Consider the following 18,057-nt stretch of genomic DNA (forward strand, 5'->3'; position numbering starts at 1 on the left):
ATAAGTCCGCCGTTTTTTCGTCTCTCGTTCCGCCCTGAAAATCCCGTTGCTCGCGGCAAAGCCCCGGCCCGCATGGGGAGCGTTGCTGTCAGTGAAAGTTGGTGTAGAAATTGCTTGCGCCATGCTCAGTACAGTGTGGGGCGGCAAACGTCCGGCAGATGAGGAACGATTGTGGACAAGTACCTTTATGTGGCAATGACCGGCGCCAGCCAGAATGCTCTGGCGCAAAAGGCTCATGCCAACAATCTGGCGAACATCTCCACCAACGGTTTTCAGCGCGACCTGGAGCAGGCGCGCGCGATGCCGGTGTTTGGTGACAGTTTTCCGGCGCGGGCCTTTGCCATGGGCGAACGGCCAGCAACGGATTTTACTCCCGGCTCCATGGTGGAGACCGGTCGTGACCTGGACGTGGCCGTCAGCGGCAAAGGCTGGATCGCCGTACAGAGCCCGGATGGCAGCGAAAGCTATGTGCGCACCGGCAGCTTGAATGTCGATGCAGTGGGCGTGCTGCGTGCCGGCAACGGCATGCCGGTCATGGGCAATGGCGGTCCTATCGCCGTGCCGCCCGAGCAGAAGATCGAAGTCGGCCAGGACGGCACCATCAGCATTCGTGCCATGGGTGAAGGTCCGCGGGTCATGGCTGAGGTCGATCGCATCAAGCTGGTCAATCCGGATATCAAGAACCTGACCAAGGGGCTGGACGGGTCGATCAAGACCAAGGACGGCCAGCCGGCGCCTGCCGATGCCAATGTGCAGCTGGTGTCGGGCTTCCTGGAGTCGAGCAACGTCAATGCCGTGGAAGAAATGACCGCGGTGCTGGCCTTGTCCCGCCAGTTCGAATTGCACGTCAAGATGATGAACAGCGCCAAAGAAGACGACCAGGCCATGGCTCGGGTCTTGCAGATCAGCTAATTACCAGTATCTAGCGCCGTAAAACAGGCGCGAGAGGAGAATCGAATGCTTCCGGCTCTATGGGTTGCCAAAACCGGTCTGTCCGCCCAGGACACCAACCTGAGTGTTATTTCCAACAACCTGGCGAACGTCTCGACCACGGGTTTCAAACGTGATCGCGCCGAGTTCCAGGACCTGCTGTACCAGATCAAGCGTCAGCCCGGTGCTCAGTCGACTCAGGACAGCGAACTGCCAACCGGCCTGCAGGTCGGTACCGGTGTGCGCATCGTCGGTACGCAGAAGAACTTCACTGCCGGCAGCCTGCAGACCACCGAACAGCCTCTGGACCTGGCCATCAATGGCCGTGGCTTCTTCCAGATCCTGCAGCCCGATGGCACCACGGCCTATACCCGTGACGGTACTTTCCACCTCAACTCCGACGGCCAGATCGTCACCGCCAGCGGTTTCGCCCTGGAGCCTGCGGTGGTCGTGCCCAACGACGCGCAGACCTTCACCGTGGGTCAGGACGGCACCGTATCCATCACCATCGCCGGCAACCCGGCTTCCCAGGTGATCGGCAACCTGCAAACCGCCGACTTCATCAACCCGGCGGGCCTGCAGTCCCAGGGCAACAACCTGTTCCTGGAAACCGCCGCCAGCGGCGCGCCGCAAATCGGTACCCCGGGCCTCAACGGCTTCGGCACCACACTGCAGAACACCCTGGAAGCGTCCAACGTCAGCACCGTTGAGGAGATGGTCAACATGATCACCACCCAGCGTGCCTACGAGATGAACTCCAAGGTGATCTCCACCGCGGACCAGATGCTCTCGTTCATAACGCAGAAGCTGTAATCAAGTCTTGAGGTCGCCACGGGTCTGAAGTGGCGCACCGGCAACATCGTGAGGAAGGGTCATGAATCGGTTTATTTGTGTTCTAGCGCTGAGTGGGAGTGCCGTGCTCGCGGGCTGTGTTGCCCCGCCGCCCAAGCCCAATGACCCTTACTACGCACCGGTGTTGCCGCGCACGCCGCTGCCTTCCGCGTCCAACAACGGTTCGATCTATCAGGCCGGCTTCGAGCAGAACCTCTACAGCGACCGCAAGGCGTTCCGGGTCGGTGACATCATCACCATCACCCTGAACGAGCGGACCAACGCCAGTAAGGGGGCCAACTCGGCCCTGACCAAGACCAGCTCCAACAGCATCGGCCTGACCTCGCTGTTTGGTGCCGTACCCAACACCAACAACCCGTTGGGCGATGGCGACCTGACCCTGAATGCCGGCTACAGCGGCAATCGCGCCACCAAGGGCGACAGCAAGGCCGCGCAGAGCAACAGCCTGACCGGTTCGATCACGGTTACCGTGGCCGATGTACTGCCCAACGGCATCATCGCGGTGCGCGGCGAGAAGTGGATGACCCTCAACACTGGCGATGAGCTGGTGCGGATTGCAGGTCTGGTGCGGGCGGACGATATCGCCACGGATAACACCGTGTCTTCGACCCGAGTGGCAGATGCACGCATTACCTATTCGGGCACCGGCTCGTTTGCCGATGCCAACCAGCCTGGCTGGTTCGATCGTTTCTTCCTCAGTCCGCTGTTCCCTTTCTAGGTGATGAGAAGCCTCATGTTCAACTTCAAGCACCTGATGGCGGCGGCCTTGTTGCTGTCCACTTCCCTCGGCGTTCAGGCCGAGCGGTTGAAGGACATCGCCAGTATTTCCGGCGTGCGTTCCAACCAGTTGATCGGTTACGGCCTGGTGGTCGGGCTTAACGGCACCGGCGACCAGACGACCCAGACCCCGTTCACTCTGCAGACCTTCAACAACATGCTGTCGCAGTTCGGCATCAAGGTGCCGGCGGGTTCCGGCAACGTGCAGTTGAAGAACGTCGCTGCAGTGTCCATCAGTGCCGATCTGCCAGCTTTCGCCAAGCCGGGTCAGCAGGTGGATATCACCGTTTCGTCCATCGGTAACTCCAAGAGCCTGCGTGGCGGCACCCTGCTACTGACCCCGCTCAAGGGTATCGACGGCAACGTCTACGCCATTGCCCAGGGCAACCTGGTGGTGGGCGGTTTCGATGCCGAGGGGCGTGACGGCTCGAAGATTACTGTCAACGTACCGTCTGCCGGGCGCATTCCCGGTGGTGCTTCGGTGGAGCGCGCCGTACCCAGCGGTTTCAACCAGGGCAACAGCCTGACCCTGAACCTTAACCGTTCGGACTTCACCACTGCCAAGCGCATTGTCGACAAGATCAACGACATGCTCGGTCCGGGTGTGGCCCAGGCCATCGATGGCGGTTCGATCCGGGTCACCGCGCCTCTGGACCCAAGCCAGCGCGTGGACTACCTGTCGATCCTGGAGAACCTGGAAATCGATCCGGGGCAGGCGGTGGCCAAGGTCATCATCAACTCCCGTACCGGCACCATCGTCATTGGCCAGAACGTCAAGGTGTCGCCGGCAGCGGTGACCCACGGCAGCCTGACCGTGACCATCACCGAAGACCCGATCGTCAGCCAGCCCGGTCCGCTCTCCAACGGCCAGACTGCAGTAGTTCCCCGTTCGCGGGTCAATGCCCAGCAGGAAGCCAAGCCGATGTTCAAATTCGGCCCGGGCACCACCCTGGACGAGATCGTCCGTGCGGTGAACCAGGTGGGAGCCGCTCCAGGCGACCTGATGGCGATTCTCGAAGCCTTGAAACAGGCCGGCGCCTTGCAAGCCGACCTGATCGTGATTTGAGGTGACGGCCATGGATATACGTAAGAGTGGATTGATCGGCAGTGGCGATTCCGGGTCCTATTCCGACCTCAATCGCCTGCAGCAACTCAAGGTTGGTGACAAGAACGGCGAAGCCAACGTGCGCAAGGTGGCGCAGGAGTTCGAGTCGCTGTTCCTCAATGAAATGCTCAAGTCCATGCGCAAGGCCACCGATGTCATTGGTCAGGACAACCCGCTCAATACCCCGGCCGCCAAGCAGTATCAGGACATGTACGATCAGCAGCTGGCAGTGTCCCTGTCTCGCGAGGGGGGTGGTATCGGCCTGGCCAATGTGCTGATGCGCCAGATGATGAAGAACAAGCCAGCTCAACCGGGTGCGACCCACACGGCCTTGACGGCCGCGGCGCCGGTGGCCACTCCGACCCCGATTGCCGCCGGTACCACCGCCCAGGATGGGCCGCTGAGTCGGGTCAATGGCCAGCGCCCAATGTGGGCCTCGCGTGCCCAGGACCCATTGCGCAGCACGGTGTCGCATAACGATATGGCGTTGCTCAATCAGCGGCGCCTGTCGTTGCCGAGCAAGCTTACCGATCGCCTGTTGACCGGTATCGTGCCATCGGCGGGTGCGACTGCTGACGCCTCTACCCAGAACCTGGCGCCTGCCCGCAATAGTGCAGCCGCCGATGCGGTGCTGCGTGGCGAGTGGCGGGTCAATCAGGGCTACGCCGCGTCCCAGGGCAAGATGCGCGTGTATGGCCGGGCCATGGCTCAGCCGCCGTTGGCGCCGGCCAAGCGCGCCTTCAGTTCCGCAGATGATTTTGTCGCCACCATGTTGCCGATGGCGCAGCAGGCGGCCCAGCGCATCGGTATCGATCCGCGTTACCTGGTGGCCCAGGCCGCGCTGGAAACGGGCTGGGGTAAATCGGTGATGCGTCAGCAGGATGGCAGCAGCAGTCACAACCTGTTCGGTATCAAGGCCAACAAAAGTTGGCAGGGTGCACAGGCGCGAGCGATCACCAGCGAGTTCCGCGATGGGCAGATGGTCAAGGAGACGGCGGCGTTCCGTTCCTATGACTCCTACCAGGACAGCTTCCACGATCTGGTGACCTTGCTGCAGAGCAATAATCGCTATCAAGAAGTGCTGAAGGTTGCCGATAAACCAGAACAGTTTGTTCGCGAGTTGCAAAAAGCCGGGTATGCAACGGACCCGGATTACGCTAGCAAGATTTCGCAGATAGCCAAGCAGATGAAGAACTACCAGAACTACGCTGCGGCGGGCGTTTCCACGAATTTATAAGGTCTGAATCATGAGTTTGCTCAATATTGGGATGTCGGGGCTGGCCGCCAGCCAAACGTCGTTGGTGACTACGGGTAACAACATTGCCAACGCCGACACCGCCGGGTACTCGCGCCAGCAGACCGTGCAGGGCACCAAGGCCTCTGCTCAATTCGGCAATGTCTTCATCGGCACCGGTACCACCCTGGCGGACGTACGCCGGGTGTACAACAGCTTCCTCGATGCCCAGTTGCGCACTGCCACGTCCCTCAACAGTGACGTTGCGGCCTACCAGGGCCAGATCAGCCCGATCGACCAGTTGCTGTCGGACAATGGCACCGGCATGAACGGCGCCCTGACCAAGTTCTTCGCTTCTCTGCAGAACCTCAACGCCAAGCCTACCGATGAGGCCTCCCGGCAGTTGCTGCTCAGCGACACCCAGGCCTTGAGCAACCGTTTCAACTCGGTGTCCAGCCAGCTCAACGAACAGAACAGCAACATCAACGGCAACATGGCGAGCATGGCCGATCAGGTCAACAAGCTGGCCAATACCGTTGCCCAGCTCAACCAGAAGATTTCCGAACTGTCGACCAACGGCAACGGCATGCCCAACGACCTGTTGGACGCCCGTAACGAAACCGTACGCCAGCTGTCGACCTTTATCGGTGTTCAGGTGTCGGAGCGTGGCTCCAGCCTCGACCTGTACCTGGGCAGTGGCCAACCGCTGGTGATGGGTAACTCCGCCAACACCCTGGAAGTGGTGCAGGGTAAGAACGACCCGACGCGCTCCATGCTGCAGCTCAATCGCGGCACCAGCACCGTGGACATCACCAACGTCACCACCGGTGGCGAGATTGGTGGTCTGTTGCGCTATCGCAGTGAAGTGCTGGACCCGGCCATGAACGAGCTGGGGCGCGTGGCCCTGGTGGTTGCCGACCAGATGAACAGCCAGATGGCCCAGGGCATCGACAAGAACGGTGAGTTCGGCGGCAACCTGTTCAACGACATCAACAGCCTGCGGATGATCAGTCAGCGCAGTATGGCCAGCGCCGCCAACAGCGCAGGCTCGGGCAACTTCGATGTGACCATCAAGGACACCGGCAAGCTGAGCACCGGTGACTACACCGTGACCTTCAGCAGTGCCACGGATTACACCGTCAAGCGTTCCGACGGCAAGGACATGGGCACCTTCAGCACCACGACCAGCCCGGCGCCAGTGATCGACGGTTTCTCGCTGAACCTCAATGGCACGGTGGCCGCTGGTGACAGCTTCAAGATCACCCCGACCCGCAATGCGGCGGCCACTATCCAGACGGAAATGACTGACGCCAAGCGCCTGGCTTTGGCTGCGCCGTTGAAGGCCGAGATTGGTGCCGGGGTCAAGAGCTCCCTGAGCATCTCTGCGCAGCCGTCCCTGGCGGTGCCGATCGACAGCTACAACACTGCCAGCAAGCTGGAGATGCAGACGGCGCTGAAGAACTCCGGCCCGGTCAAGGTGGTGTTCAACGCGGCGTCCGGCGGCAGCCAGACCTACGATTACTTTGACGCCAAGGGCGTCAAGATGGGCAGCGGCTCTATCGTGCCGGGGCAGAGCAATGTCCTGAACCTGCAGGTCAAGATGCTCGATGCCAGCGGCAACCCGATCACCGACGGTGGCACGCCACCCGTGACCAAGACCTTCACGGTGCAGATGACCGTTGCCGGTTCGCCCAATGCCGGCGACAACATGAACATTTCGGTGAATGGCGCCGGTTCTTCCGATAACCGCAACGGCCTGACGCTGTCGGGTCTGCAGACCAAGCAGACCGTTGACACCGGTTCGGCGAGCAAGGGCATCACCCTGGTGGATGCCTACGGCAAGCTGATCGAGAACGTCGGCGCCAAGGCCAGCCAGGCCAAGCTCGACAGCGCTGCCAACGGTTCCATCCTGGCCAACGCCAAGGGCGCCCGCGACTCGCTGTCCGGGGTCAACCTGGATGATGAGACCGGCAACCTGGTCAAGTTCCAGCAGTACTACACAGCGTCTTCGCAGATCATCAAGGCTGCGCAGGAAACCTTCAGCACGCTGATCAACAGCCTTTAAGGAGTCGTAGCCCATGCGCATTTCCACCGCCCAGTTTTACGAGACTTCGGCTGCCAACTATCAGAAGAACTTTTCCAACGCAATCAAGAGCGGCGAAGAGTCCAGCAGCCTGGTCCGGGTCAAGACCGCCGCCGACGATCCGGTGGGCGCTGCCCGCCTGCTGCAGTTGGGTCAGCAGGCCTCCCTGCTTGATCAGTACAAGGCCAACAGCAACTCGATCAAGGCTTCTCTGGGCCAGGCCGAGTCGGTGATGACCAGCATCAACAACGTCCTGGACCGGGCCAAGCAACTGGCCACTGGCGCCGGCAGTGCCGGTTACACCGATGCTGACCGGCAGGCCAATGCTTCCGAGCTGGGGCAGATCGAAGAGCAACTGCTGAGCCTGATGAACTCTCAGGACGAAAACGGCAAGTACCTCTTCGGTGGTTCCAAGGACGACGTTCCGCCGTTCAGCCGCAACTCCGATGGCACCTACAGCTACAACGGTGACCAGAGCAGCCTGAAGCTGCCGGTGGGCGACACCATGATGATGGCTGCCAACAGCACTGGCTGGGATGTGTTCCAGCAGGCACTCAACACCAGTCGTAGCCAGGTCACCATGACCTCGCCGGCGGTGGATGATGGACGGGTTTCCCTGTCCAATGGCCAGATGACCAACAGCGGCACCTACAACAGCCAGTTCCGCGCTGGCGAGCCTTATACCGTGTCGTTCGTCAGCGGTACTCAGTTGAAGATCCTCGATGGCAGTGGCAACGATGTGACTGCCGAGGCCAGCAAGGGCGGCGTGGTCGGCACTTCGCCGAACCAGACCGTGAGTTTCCGTGGTGTCGATCTGAACCTGAACATCAATCTCAAGTCCGGCGATGTCGCCAACACGGTGCTGCCGGGGCATAGTTTTACCTTGGCCTCGAAGCCGGACACCTTCAACGTTGCGCGTTCTCCGGGCAACCCGAGCATGACTCAGGTCTCAGCCACCAGCGTGACTGATCCGGTGGCTTACAACTCGACGTTCCCGAGTGGCTCTGCAGTGCTCAAGTTCACCAGCGCCACCAACTTCGATCTGTATGCCGCGCCGCTGACGGCAGACAGCAAACCGGTGTCTTCGGGTGTGGTAGGCCCGGGCAATATCGCCACCGCGGCAGGTGTGAGCTTCACCCTGACGGGCGCTCCTTCGCCGGCCGCCAACGATCAGTTCAGCGTGGCGGTCAACACCCACGAAACCCAGAACGTCCTGGACACCGTGAGTCAGTTGAAAAACGCGTTGAACGTACCCACCGACGGTAACGTCCTGGCGACCCAGAAGCAGCTGGCCGACCTCGCGTCGGGGATGGCCAACCTGGCCAGCGGTGTTGATCAGCTGTCCATCGGCATCAGCTCCATCGGTGGTCGTGGTTCGGCTCTGGCTACCCAGAACGAAATCAACGAAAGTCTGTCGGCAGCCAACGTCACCACCCGTTCTGCCATCAGTGATTCCGATCCGGCCGAAGTCATGACTCGCCTGACTCTGCAACAGACCATGTTGCAGGCCTCGCAGTTGGCCTTCAGCAAAATCACCCAGCTCGGCCTGTTCAACAAGGTCTGAGAACATGGCGTTCGGGCTGCGGCTCGAGCGCCATGACCGTCGAGCCGTCAGCCGTCTTTTTAAGCGGTCCTGCAGCCCTGGTCCTTCTGGCCGGGGCTCGCCGCTCGAGAGTTTCCAGCCGTGAACCCAGCCCCTCTAGTCAGCATCGTCATCCCCGCCTTCAACCCGCGTTTCTTCAGCCAGGCCCTCGACAGTGCCTTGGCCCAGACTTACCAGCCCCTGGAAATCGTCATTTGCGACGACAGCGCCGACGATCAGATCCAGCGTATCGTCGAAGCCGTGGCCGAGCCTGCGCACCCTGTGCGTTACCTGCGCAACCCGCAACGCCTGGGGCTGCAGAAGAACGTTCTGCGTTGCGTTGAAGAGGCGCGCGGCGAACTGATCAAGGTGTTGTGCGACGACGATCGGCTGTTTGCCCCCAGCATCGCCCTGCAGGCGCCGGTACTGATCGACAACCCGGATATCAATCTGGTGTGTGCACTGCGGGTGTTCAGTGATGCCGGGAATTTCATCCTGCCGCCGCGGGTCGACAACTGCCGTTTCACCTACAACGATGCCGTGCTCAAGGGCGAGGACATGCTGGCGATCTTCGAGAGCACGCCACGCAATTTCCTTGGCAACTTCAGTTCGGCCCTGATGCGTCGTGCCGATGTGCTGGAGCTGCTGCCGGCATTGATCCAGGAGGGCGCAGGTTTTGTCGCGCTGCTGGATTTCGCTCTGTTCATCTGCCTGATGCGCCGTGGCAATCTCGCGGCGCTGGTGACGGTGCTCAGTTGCGAGCGCCTGTACTCGGGGCGCCTGAGCGCGACCCCGGAAATGCTCAAGCTGGCCAAGAATGAGTGGGAGTGGCTGGTGCAGATGCTGGCCGCCCGCAGTGGCGAGTCGGCGCCGGCGGCAGGCTGGGTACGGTATGTCGATATGGCTCGGGAGGCCGGGCAGCCGCGCAACTGGCAGGAGCTGTGCGTGACCCGTGTGCTGGGCAATCGCAGTACCGTGGTCGATGGCCGGGTCGGTGGCGAGAGCATCAGTTACGAGGATTTCTATCGCGAGTGGCTGTCGGTACGCAAGTTCTCGGCGGTGGAGCAGCGGCTGATGCCTCAGCGCATTGACAGCTGGCCGCGGCGGGTACAGCTGGTGCCGGTGGTTCTCGACTTCGAGGGCGATGGCCAGGCGCTTGCCCGGACTCTGGACAGCATTGATGGCCAGCTGTTCGCGCCTGCCGCAGTGCTGCTGTTGTCGGCGGGCGAGGAGCCGATGCGTGAGCGGGTCCTGCACCAGCCTCTGCGCGACGACTGGGTACAGCAGCTCAATGAGCTGGCCCCGCAGTTGGAAGGTTGCGACTGGTTCTATCTGTTGCAGGCCGGTGACCGTCTGCAGGAGTCGGCACTGCTGATCCTGGCCGAGCGCATCGCCAATACCCCGGCCATGCTCTGTGCCTACAGCGATGAAGGTGCGCTGGTGGAGGGGGAGTCGTCGGAACCGGTGTTCAAGCCTGACTTCAACCTTGACCTGATGCGCTCCTACCCCTATGTCGGCCGTGCCCTGGCTTTTTCCCGCGAGCGCTTCATGACCGAGGGCGGCTTCGATCCGCTCCATGGCGAATTGGCGCCCCATGATCTGCTGTGGCGGATGGTGGAAGCGGCGGGGCCCCAGGCGATCGAGCACATTGCCGATATCCAGCTGGAGTCCGAGTTCAGCTTCGCCCAGTGGCTGTCCCGGCCCCAGGTGATCGAGGCCAGCGAGGGGCTGGTGGCGGCGCATCTGCAGCGGATCGGTGTGGAGCACCGGATTGTTCACGATGATTTGCCTCTGCTCAACCGCATCGACTACCTGCATGGCAGCCGGCCGCTGGTGTCGATCATCCTGCCGTGCGGCGACTCCCTGGCGACCCTGCAGCGCTGTGTTGAAAGCCTGATCGAGCAGACGGCCTACAACCACTACGAAATTGTGCTGGTGGATGCCGGCAGTCGCGACCCGGCCATGGCCGACTGGCTGACGGCCATGGCTCAGTTGGGTGGTGCAATGCTGCGGGTCCTGCCTTATGTCGGTCCGCACAGCCATGCTGCGCTGATCAACAGTGCGGCGAGCCAGGCGCGTGGCGACTACCTGTTGCTGCTCAATCCGGGGGCGCTGATCTGTAGCGGCGACTGGCTGGATGAGTTGCTCAATCAGGCTCAGCGTCCGGAGGTGGGCGTGGTGGGCGCGCGGATTCTGGCTACCGATGGCTCCATTCTCCATGCCGGCCAGGTGTTGGGCATGGCCGGGCCTGCGAGCTCACCCTTTGTCGGCGAAGCCATGGATGCCCGGGGCTACATGCAGCGGCTGCAGGTGGTGCAGAACTGGAGTGCGGTCAGTGGTGATTGCCTGATGGTGCGCAAGGAGGTCTTCGACAGCCTGGGCGGCCTGGATGAGCAAGCCTTCGCCGGCGAGCTGGGTGCCACCGACCTGTGTCTGCGGGTCGACCGCAACGGTTATCTGGTGGTCTGGACGCCTCACGCCACCCTGATGCTGCGGCCGGCGTCGCCTGCCAGTGACGACAGCGAGCAACTGCTGGCCCGTGAAGCCGAGCAAGAGCGTTTCTATCAGCAGTGGATGGCCAAGGTCGCTCGCGATCCGGCCTACAACCCGGCCCTGAGCCTGGGCTACTCCAGCTTCAGTCTGGAGCCCTCCTTGCGCAACAATTGGAATCCGTTCTGCAGTCGGGCCTTGCCCTTGATCCTCGGCTTGCCGGTCAACAGCTCTGCGGTCGGACATTACCGGGTGACAGGTCCCCTGACGGCGCTGGAAGAGGCGGGGCGGGCGATTGCCCGGGTGGCCTACGAGTCGCCGTCCACGGCGGACATCGAGCGCCTGTCGCCGGATAGCATCATCCTGCAGTGCCGCTACAGCGAAGGGGCGGCCAGCGACATTCTGCGGATGAAAAAATACTCCAGCGCCCTGCGGGTCTTCGAGCTCGACGACTACATCGTCAGCGCGCCGAAGAAAAACACCCACGCTCGAAACAAGCCGGTGAACACCGAGCAGATGCTGCGCGAAGGTATCGCCTTGTGCGATCGCGTGGTGGTGACCACCCAGCCCCTGGCCGATGCTCTGTCGAGCATGCACAGCGACATTCGCGTGGTGCCCAACATGCTGGCGCTGGACCCCTGGGCCAGTTTGACCAGTCGCCGTGGTACCTCCAGCAAGCCGCGGGTGGGCTGGGGTGGTGGCACCAGTCATACCGGCGACCTGGAAATCATTGCCGAGGTGGTACGCGAGCTGGCCAACGAGGTCGAGTGGGTATTCTTCGGCATGTGCCCTGATGACTTGCGTCCTTATGTGCACGAGTTTCACTCCCTCACCAGCCTGCAGAGCTATCCGTTCAAGTTGGCCAGCCTGAATCTGGATCTGGCGCTGGCGCCGCTGGAGTTTCATATCTTCAACGACTGCAAGAGCAACCTGCGGCTCTTGGAATACGGTGCCTGCGGTTACCCGGTGATCTGCACCGACACCGAGGCCTATCGCGGTTTCCTGCCCTGCACCAAGGTCCGCAGCAACAGCACCGAGGAATGGTTGCAGGCGATCCGCATGCACCTGTCCGACCCGGCAGCCAGCTACCGCATGGGGGATGAGCTGCGAGAAGCGGTGCATCGCGACTTCATGCTGCGCGACGACAACCTGCGGCACTGGCTGTGGGGATGGTTGGCGGACTGATCGATCCCCGGGCCGGCGACTGCCACCGTCGCTGGCCGGTGTTTTGGGCAATCTTCTGTTCGGGGGGTTGCTCTCGCTGCCTTCTGCGGCGCCTGCGGGCACCGCGCACGCAATTGGCGCACTTCCTGCAAGTCTTCAGCAAATCGCCATAAATCCTTCACTGCGGCGCGGTGCAAGGGACCCTTTGGTTGCGATGAATGATCTGCATCTGGCGCCGCGCCAGTCCTGAAAGGGCTGGCCTGGCCCACGAAGAGCAAGAGGACAGCGATGAAGGCAGTAATTCTGGCAGGTGGACTGGGTACGCGAATCAGCGAGGAGTCCCACCTCAAGCCCAAGCCCATGATCGAGATCGGTGGCAAGCCAATTCTTTGGCACATCATGAAGCAGTATTCCGCCCACGGGATTCATGACTTCGTGATTTGCCTGGGCTACAAGGGCTACGCAATCAAGGACTTCTTCGCCAACTACTTCCTGCACACTTCGGATGTGACCTTCGACATGCGCAACAACCGCATGGACGTGCATCAGAATTACAGCGAGCCATGGAGCGTGACGCTGATCGACACCGGCGAGGAAACCATGACCGGCGGACGGTTGCGCCGGGCCGGGCGCTACCTGCAGGAAGACGAGGCCTTCTGCTTCACCTATGGCGATGGCGTCTCCGATCTGGATATCAGTGCCCTGGTGGACTTCCACAAGTCCCACGGCAAGCTGGCCACCGTCACTGCCGTACAGCCCCCGGGCCGCTATGGCGCCCTGGATCGCGATGGCGATCAGGTCTTGGGTTTCACCGAGAAACCCCGTGGCGACGGTGGCTGGATCAACGGCGGGTTCTTCGTGTTGTCGCCCAAAGTGCTGTCCTACATTGATGGCGATAGCACCACCTGGGAGGCCGAGCCCCTGATCCAGCTGGCCAAGGATCAGCAACTGAGCGCCTACGAGCATTCGGGGTTCTGGCAGTCCATGGATACCCTGCGGGACAAGAATCATCTGGAACAGCTCTGGCAAAGCGGGGAGGCCCCGTGGAAGCAATGGGACTGAGCCAGGAGTTCTGGCGTGGCAAGCGTGTCCTGCTGACCGGGCATACCGGTTTCAAGGGCAGTTGGCTGAGCCTGTGGCTGCAAAGCCTGGGGGCCCAGGTCAGCGGATTCGCCCTGGACCCGGGGACCGAGCCGAGCCTGTTCGAACTGGCCCGGGTGGCCGAAGGCGTCGACGATCATCGTGGCGACCTGCGGGACCTGGGCAGTCTGCTGGAGCTGATCGCCCAGGTGCAGCCGGAAATCGTCCTGCACCTGGCGGCCCAGCCCCTGGTGCGCGAGGCCTACCGCGATCCGCTGGGGACCTACTCAAGCAACGTCATGGGCACCCTCAACCTGTTGGAAGCGATCCGTCAGGTCGGTGGGGTACGTGCCTGTGTCCTGGTGACCACCGACAAGGTCTACGCCAATCAGGAATGGCTGTGGCCCTATCGGGAAAACGAAGCCCTGGGCGGCCACGATCCCTACAGCAGCAGCAAGGCCTGTTGCGAGTTGCTGGCCCAGTCCTATGCCTCATCCTTCTTTGCTGCCGAGCGTTATGCCGAGCATGGCCTGGCCCTGGCCACGGCCCGGGCCGGCAACGTGCTGGGCGGTGGCGATTTTGCACCCGAGCGGTTGATTCCCGATGTGCTCAAGGCCTGGTCGGCCGACGAGCCGGTGACCTTGCGTTATCCCCAGGCGGTACGCCCCTGGCAACACGCCCTGGAGCCCCTGGCCGGTTACCTGCAACTGGCGGCCGGCCTGTACCTGGACGGCCCGCAATACGCCGGTGCCTGGAACTTCGGGCCCGGTGAGCAGGACATGTGCAGCGTCGGTGAAGTGGTGGAGCTGCTGGCCCGGCATTGGCCCAAGGCCCCGGGCCTGCGGATCGAGCCCAGTGAGCTGCACGAAGCCGGCCTGCTGCGCCTGGACAGCAGTCGTGCGCGCCAGCTGCTGGGCTGGAAACCCCGTTGGACGCTGCAACAGTGTCTGGTGCAAACCCTGGACTGGCACTTGGCCTGGAAGGGCGGCGCGGACATGCGTGCCGTGACCCTTGGGCAGTTGAACCTGTACCGGGGGGCGCTGTGAGCGAGTTTCAGGTCCTGGCTCTGCCAATGGCCGGGTTGTTCGAGGTGCGCCACAAACGCTTCGAGGATCAGCGCGGGCATTTCTCCCGGTTGTTCTGCGAGGGCAGCCTGAGCGCTTTTGGCCAGCCCTTCCATATTCGCCAGATCAACCACTCCTGCACCCGCGAACGGGGCAGTGTGCGTGGCCTGCATTATCAGACCGCTGCCCGGCCCGAAGCCAAACTCATCAGTTGCTTGCGGGGTGAAGTCTGGGACGTGGCGGTGGACCTGCGCCCCGAGTCGCCGACCTTTCTGCATTGGCATGCCGAGCACCTGCGCGGCGGCGATGGGCGCAGCCTGTTGCTGCCGGCGGGTTTCGCCCATGGCTTCCAGGCCCTGAGCGACGATGCCGAGCTGCTCTACCTGCACAGCGCCGACTACGCCCCCGAGCACGAGGCCGGGTTGTCGGTGCTGGACCCGCGACTGGCGATCCACTGGCCGTTGTCTGTCAATAATCTGTCGAACCGGGATGCCAGCCACCCCTTGCTCGATGCTGCCTTCGCTGGAGTGAGACTATGAATTGCCGCGGTTGTGGCGCATGCCTGAGCCTGCCTCTGATCGACCTGGGCACCTCACCGCCATCCAACGCTTACCTGCGTGCCGAGCAACTGGATCAGGCCGAGCAGTGGGTGCCGCTCAAGGTCCAGGTGTGCCAGCAATGCTGGCTGGTGCAGACCGAGGACTACACCCGCGCCGACCACCTGTTCGACGCCGACTATGCCTATTTCAGTTCGTTCTCCAGCACTTGGCTGCAGCACGCCCGGGACTATGTGGCGCAAATGGTCGAGCGTTTCGGCTTGGACGCCCGCAGCCGAGTAGTGGAAGTAGCGGCGAACGACGGCTACCTGCTGCAGTACGTGGCCCAGCGTGACATTCCCTGCCTCGGGGTCGAGCCGACTCGCAGCACCGCCCAGGCGGCGCGGGCCAAGGGCTTGCAGATCCGCGAGCTGTTCTTCGGCCGTGGCACTGCCGCGCAGTTGCTGGAGGAGGGCTGGGCCGCGGACCTGATGGCGGCCAACAACGTGCTGGCCCATGTGCCGGACATCAACGATTTTCTCTGCGGTTTCGCGACGTTGCTCAAACCGACGGGGGTGGCGACTTTCGAATTTCCCCAATTGCTGACCCTGATGGCCGGCCAGCAGTTCGACACCCTGTACCACGAACACTATTCCTATCTGTCGCTGACCGCCGTCCTGAGCTTGTGCCAGCGCAACGGCCTGGAAGTCTTCGATGTCCAGACCCTGCCAACCCATGGCGGTTCGCTGCGGGTCTTCGTGCAGCGTATCGACGGTTCGCGTCGGCCAGTGCAGGACAGCGTGGCGCAGCAGTTACTGTTGGAGCAGCGCGCCGGGGTGAACACGCCCGAGTATTACCAGACCCTGGCGCCGGCGGCAGAGCGGATCAAGCACGAGCTGTTGCGCTTCCTGCTCCAGGCCAAGGCCGAAGGCAAGCGCGTGGTGGGCTACGGCGCGGCAGCCAAGGGCAATACCTTGCTCAATTACGCGGGGATCAAGGCCGACTTGCTGGCCTGGGTCGCCGACGCCAGCCCGCACAAGCAGGGCAAGTTCCTGCCGGGGAGTCGTATCCCGGTGGTGGCGCCCGAGCGCATCGACCAGGAGCGACCGGAGTATGTGCTGGTGTTGCCGTGGAACCTGTTGGGCGAAGTCAGCGAGCAACTGGCCCAGGTGCGGCAATGGGGCGGGCGTTTCGTGATTGCCGTGCCTGAGTTGAAGCTGCTGTGAACGGCATGAAGGTGCTGGTCACCGGCGCCACCGGCTTTGTCGGCCGGCATCTGGTTGCAGCCTTGCTGGCCCGGGGTTGCCGGGTCCGTGCGCTGGCCCGTGATCTGGACAAGGCGCGGCAGATGCCCTGGTTCGACGCTGTGGAGTTCCGCGCGCTGGATGTGCATGACCCGCACCTGGATGTCGCCGCCCTGGTGGACGGGGTCGACGCCTTGGCCCATCTGGCCTGGCCCGGATTGCCGAACTACCAGGCGCTGTTTCACCTGGAGCACAACCTGATGGCCGACTATCGCTTTATCAAGGCGGTGGTCGAGGCGGGGGTGGGCCAGGTGCTGGTCACCGGTACCTGCTTCGAGTACGGCATGCAGAGCGGACCTTTGACAGAGCAGACCGAGGCTTGCCCAGGCAATCCCTACGGCCTGGCCAAGCACAGCCTGCACCTGTTCCTCCAGGCCCTGCAGCAGCAGGTGCCCTTCAGCTTGCAGTGGGCGCGGCTGTTCTACCTGCATGGCCCGGGACAGAATCCCAAGAGCCTGCTGGCGGCTCTGGATCGGGCCATCGATGCCGGTGATGAGGTGTTCGACATGTCCGGCGGCGAGCAGTTGCGGGACTACCTGGCCATCGAGGAAGCGGCCGGCTACCTTGCGGCGCTGCTGCGCCAGCGGGCGTTTTCCGGTGTGGTCAATTGCTCCAGTGGCCGGCCGATCGCCGTGCGTTCCCTGGTGGAACAGCGCATCGCCCAGCGCGGTTCATCGATTCGCCTGAACCTGGGGCACTACCCGTACCCGGACTACGAACCCATGGCGTTCTGGGGCTTGAACCAACGCTTGCAGCAAATAACAGGAGCCGAACATGGCGCATGAGTTGTATCGGGTCGCCGACTTGCCGGTGTTGCAGAACCGTACCTTCGCCGATGCCCAGAGTGCCCGCGCCTCGGCTGCTGCGGACATCGTGCTGGTGCAGGACCTGCAAAGCGGGCTGATCTTCAATCAGGCCTTCGATGCCGACAAGCTCAGTTACGACAGCGACTACCAGAACGAACAGGCCCATTCAGCGCAGTTCCAGCAGCACCTGATGGATGTGGAGGGCATCATCGCCCGGCACTTCAAGGGGCGCGAGCTGATCGAAGTCGGTTGCGGCAAGGGCTATTTCCTCGAACTGCTGCGCAGCGAGGGCTACGCCATCACCGGCATCGACCCGGCCTACGAAGGGGCCAACCCCGAGGTGATCAAGGCGCCTTTCACCCGTGGCCTGGGGCTGGCTGCCGAGGCCATCGTGCTGCGTCATGTGCTGGAGCATATTGCCGATCCGCTGGCCTTTCTGGCAGAGATTGCCGATGCCAACCAGGGCGGGCAGATCTATATCGAGGTGCCATGTTTCGACTGGATTCTCGAGCATCGCGCCTGGTTCGACGTGTTCTATGAGCACGTCAATTACTTCCGCCTCGAAGACCTGCAGCGCATGTTCGGCACCGTGCATGAGGCCGGGCATCTGTTCGGCGGCCAGTACCTGTACGTGGTGGCGGACCTGGGCAGCTTGAAGTCGTCGTTGCCGGCGCCTAGCCGGCCGTTGCAGATGCCGGCGGATTTCACCGCCAGCATCGAGTGCGCCAAGCGCATCATCGAGTCGGCGCCGCACACCGCTGCCGGGATTTGGGGCGCCTCGTCCAAGGGCGTGATCTATTCGCTGTTCCTGCAACGGGCCGGCGTGGCGGTGGATCAAGTCGTCGATATCAACCCGGCCAAACAGGGCCGGTACCTGCCGCTCAGTGGCATGCGTGTGTCATCGCCACAAGAAGCCATGGAGGCACTGCCGGCAGGCGCCAACCTGTTCGTGATGAATTCCAACTACCTCGAAGAAATCAAGCGCATGACCGACGGCCGTTATGTCTATCACGCCGTCGACAGCGCTTCGTTCAGCTAATTTGCCATTGA

At 62.5% G+C, this 18,057-nt stretch carries 14 protein-coding genes; all 14 read left to right on the top strand.

What is annotated here, in order from left to right; translation table 11 throughout:
- The first annotated feature begins 171 nt into the window (after window positions 1–171).
- The 14 genes from ACSSVC_RS12055 to ACSSVC_RS12120 all read left to right on the top strand — a co-directional run bounded on the left by ACSSVC_RS12055 (window position 172) and on the right by ACSSVC_RS12120 (window position 18,046).
- Window positions 172–912, top strand: coding sequence for a flagellar basal body rod protein FlgF (locus ACSSVC_RS12055; RefSeq protein ID WP_492612324.1), 741 nt, complete (start codon window positions 172–174; stop codon window positions 910–912).
- Between the two features lie 45 nt (window positions 913–957).
- The gene (flgG, locus tag ACSSVC_RS12060) at window positions 958–1,743 is read left to right on the top strand and encodes a flagellar basal-body rod protein FlgG (protein WP_102864053.1); all 786 of its coding nucleotides are present in this window, start codon (window positions 958–960) and stop codon (window positions 1,741–1,743) included.
- Window positions 1,744–1,804: 61 nt separating this feature from the next.
- Entirely contained in the window at window positions 1,805–2,500 is a 696-nt protein-coding gene (gene flgH / locus ACSSVC_RS12065) for a flagellar basal body L-ring protein FlgH (RefSeq protein WP_011059951.1), read from the top strand.
- Between the two features lie 15 nt (window positions 2,501–2,515).
- On the top strand, window positions 2,516–3,625 hold the full coding sequence (locus ACSSVC_RS12070; protein ID WP_123723934.1) for a flagellar basal body P-ring protein FlgI: 1,110 nt from the start codon (window positions 2,516–2,518) through the stop codon (window positions 3,623–3,625).
- A 10-nt stretch (window positions 3,626–3,635) separates the two neighbouring features.
- The gene (gene flgJ / locus ACSSVC_RS12075; protein WP_346632011.1) at window positions 3,636–4,901 is read left to right on the top strand and encodes a flagellar assembly peptidoglycan hydrolase FlgJ; all 1,266 of its coding nucleotides are present in this window, start codon (window positions 3,636–3,638) and stop codon (window positions 4,899–4,901) included.
- Window positions 4,902–4,911: 10 nt separating this feature from the next.
- Window positions 4,912–6,963 (top strand): flagellar hook-associated protein FlgK, encoded by a 2,052-nt coding sequence (gene flgK, locus ACSSVC_RS12080; protein ID WP_346632010.1) that lies wholly within the window; start codon window positions 4,912–4,914, stop codon window positions 6,961–6,963.
- 13 nt (window positions 6,964–6,976) lie between these two features.
- Window positions 6,977–8,545 (top strand): flagellar hook-associated protein 3, encoded by a 1,569-nt coding sequence (locus ACSSVC_RS12085; RefSeq protein WP_346632009.1) that lies wholly within the window; start codon window positions 6,977–6,979, stop codon window positions 8,543–8,545.
- Window positions 8,546–8,665: 120 nt separating this feature from the next.
- Window positions 8,666–12,238: a glycosyltransferase gene (locus tag ACSSVC_RS12090; RefSeq protein ID WP_446438884.1), complete on the top strand. Its 3,573-nt coding sequence runs from the start codon at window positions 8,666–8,668 to the stop codon at window positions 12,236–12,238.
- A gap of 267 nt (window positions 12,239–12,505) precedes the next feature.
- Window positions 12,506–13,279 (top strand): glucose-1-phosphate cytidylyltransferase, encoded by a 774-nt coding sequence (gene rfbF / locus ACSSVC_RS12095; RefSeq protein WP_346632007.1) that lies wholly within the window; start codon window positions 12,506–12,508, stop codon window positions 13,277–13,279.
- Complete coding sequence (gene rfbG, locus ACSSVC_RS12100; protein ID WP_492612325.1) at window positions 13,261–14,343, top strand: CDP-glucose 4,6-dehydratase; 1,083 nt, start codon at window positions 13,261–13,263, stop codon at window positions 14,341–14,343. Before rfbF ends, rfbG begins: the two co-directional genes overlap by 19 nt.
- On the top strand, window positions 14,340–14,900 hold the full coding sequence (locus tag ACSSVC_RS12105; protein WP_492612326.1) for a dTDP-4-dehydrorhamnose 3,5-epimerase family protein: 561 nt from the start codon (window positions 14,340–14,342) through the stop codon (window positions 14,898–14,900). Before rfbG ends, ACSSVC_RS12105 begins: the two co-directional genes overlap by 4 nt.
- Entirely contained in the window at window positions 14,897–16,123 is a 1,227-nt protein-coding gene (locus tag ACSSVC_RS12110; RefSeq protein WP_346632004.1) for a methyltransferase domain-containing protein, read from the top strand. The genes ACSSVC_RS12105 and ACSSVC_RS12110 overlap by 4 nt, the downstream gene beginning before the upstream one ends.
- A 5-nt stretch (window positions 16,124–16,128) precedes the next feature.
- Window positions 16,129–16,986: an NAD-dependent epimerase/dehydratase family protein gene (locus tag ACSSVC_RS12115; protein WP_492612562.1), complete on the top strand. Its 858-nt coding sequence runs from the start codon at window positions 16,129–16,131 to the stop codon at window positions 16,984–16,986.
- Window positions 16,976–18,046 (top strand): class I SAM-dependent methyltransferase, encoded by a 1,071-nt coding sequence (locus ACSSVC_RS12120; protein WP_404938708.1) that lies wholly within the window; start codon window positions 16,976–16,978, stop codon window positions 18,044–18,046. The genes ACSSVC_RS12115 and ACSSVC_RS12120 overlap by 11 nt, the downstream gene beginning before the upstream one ends.
- The last annotated feature ends 11 nt before the right edge of the window (window positions 18,047–18,057 follow it).

The sequence above is a fragment of the Pseudomonas sp. E1BtOHC1 genome, from assembly GCF_058744285.1.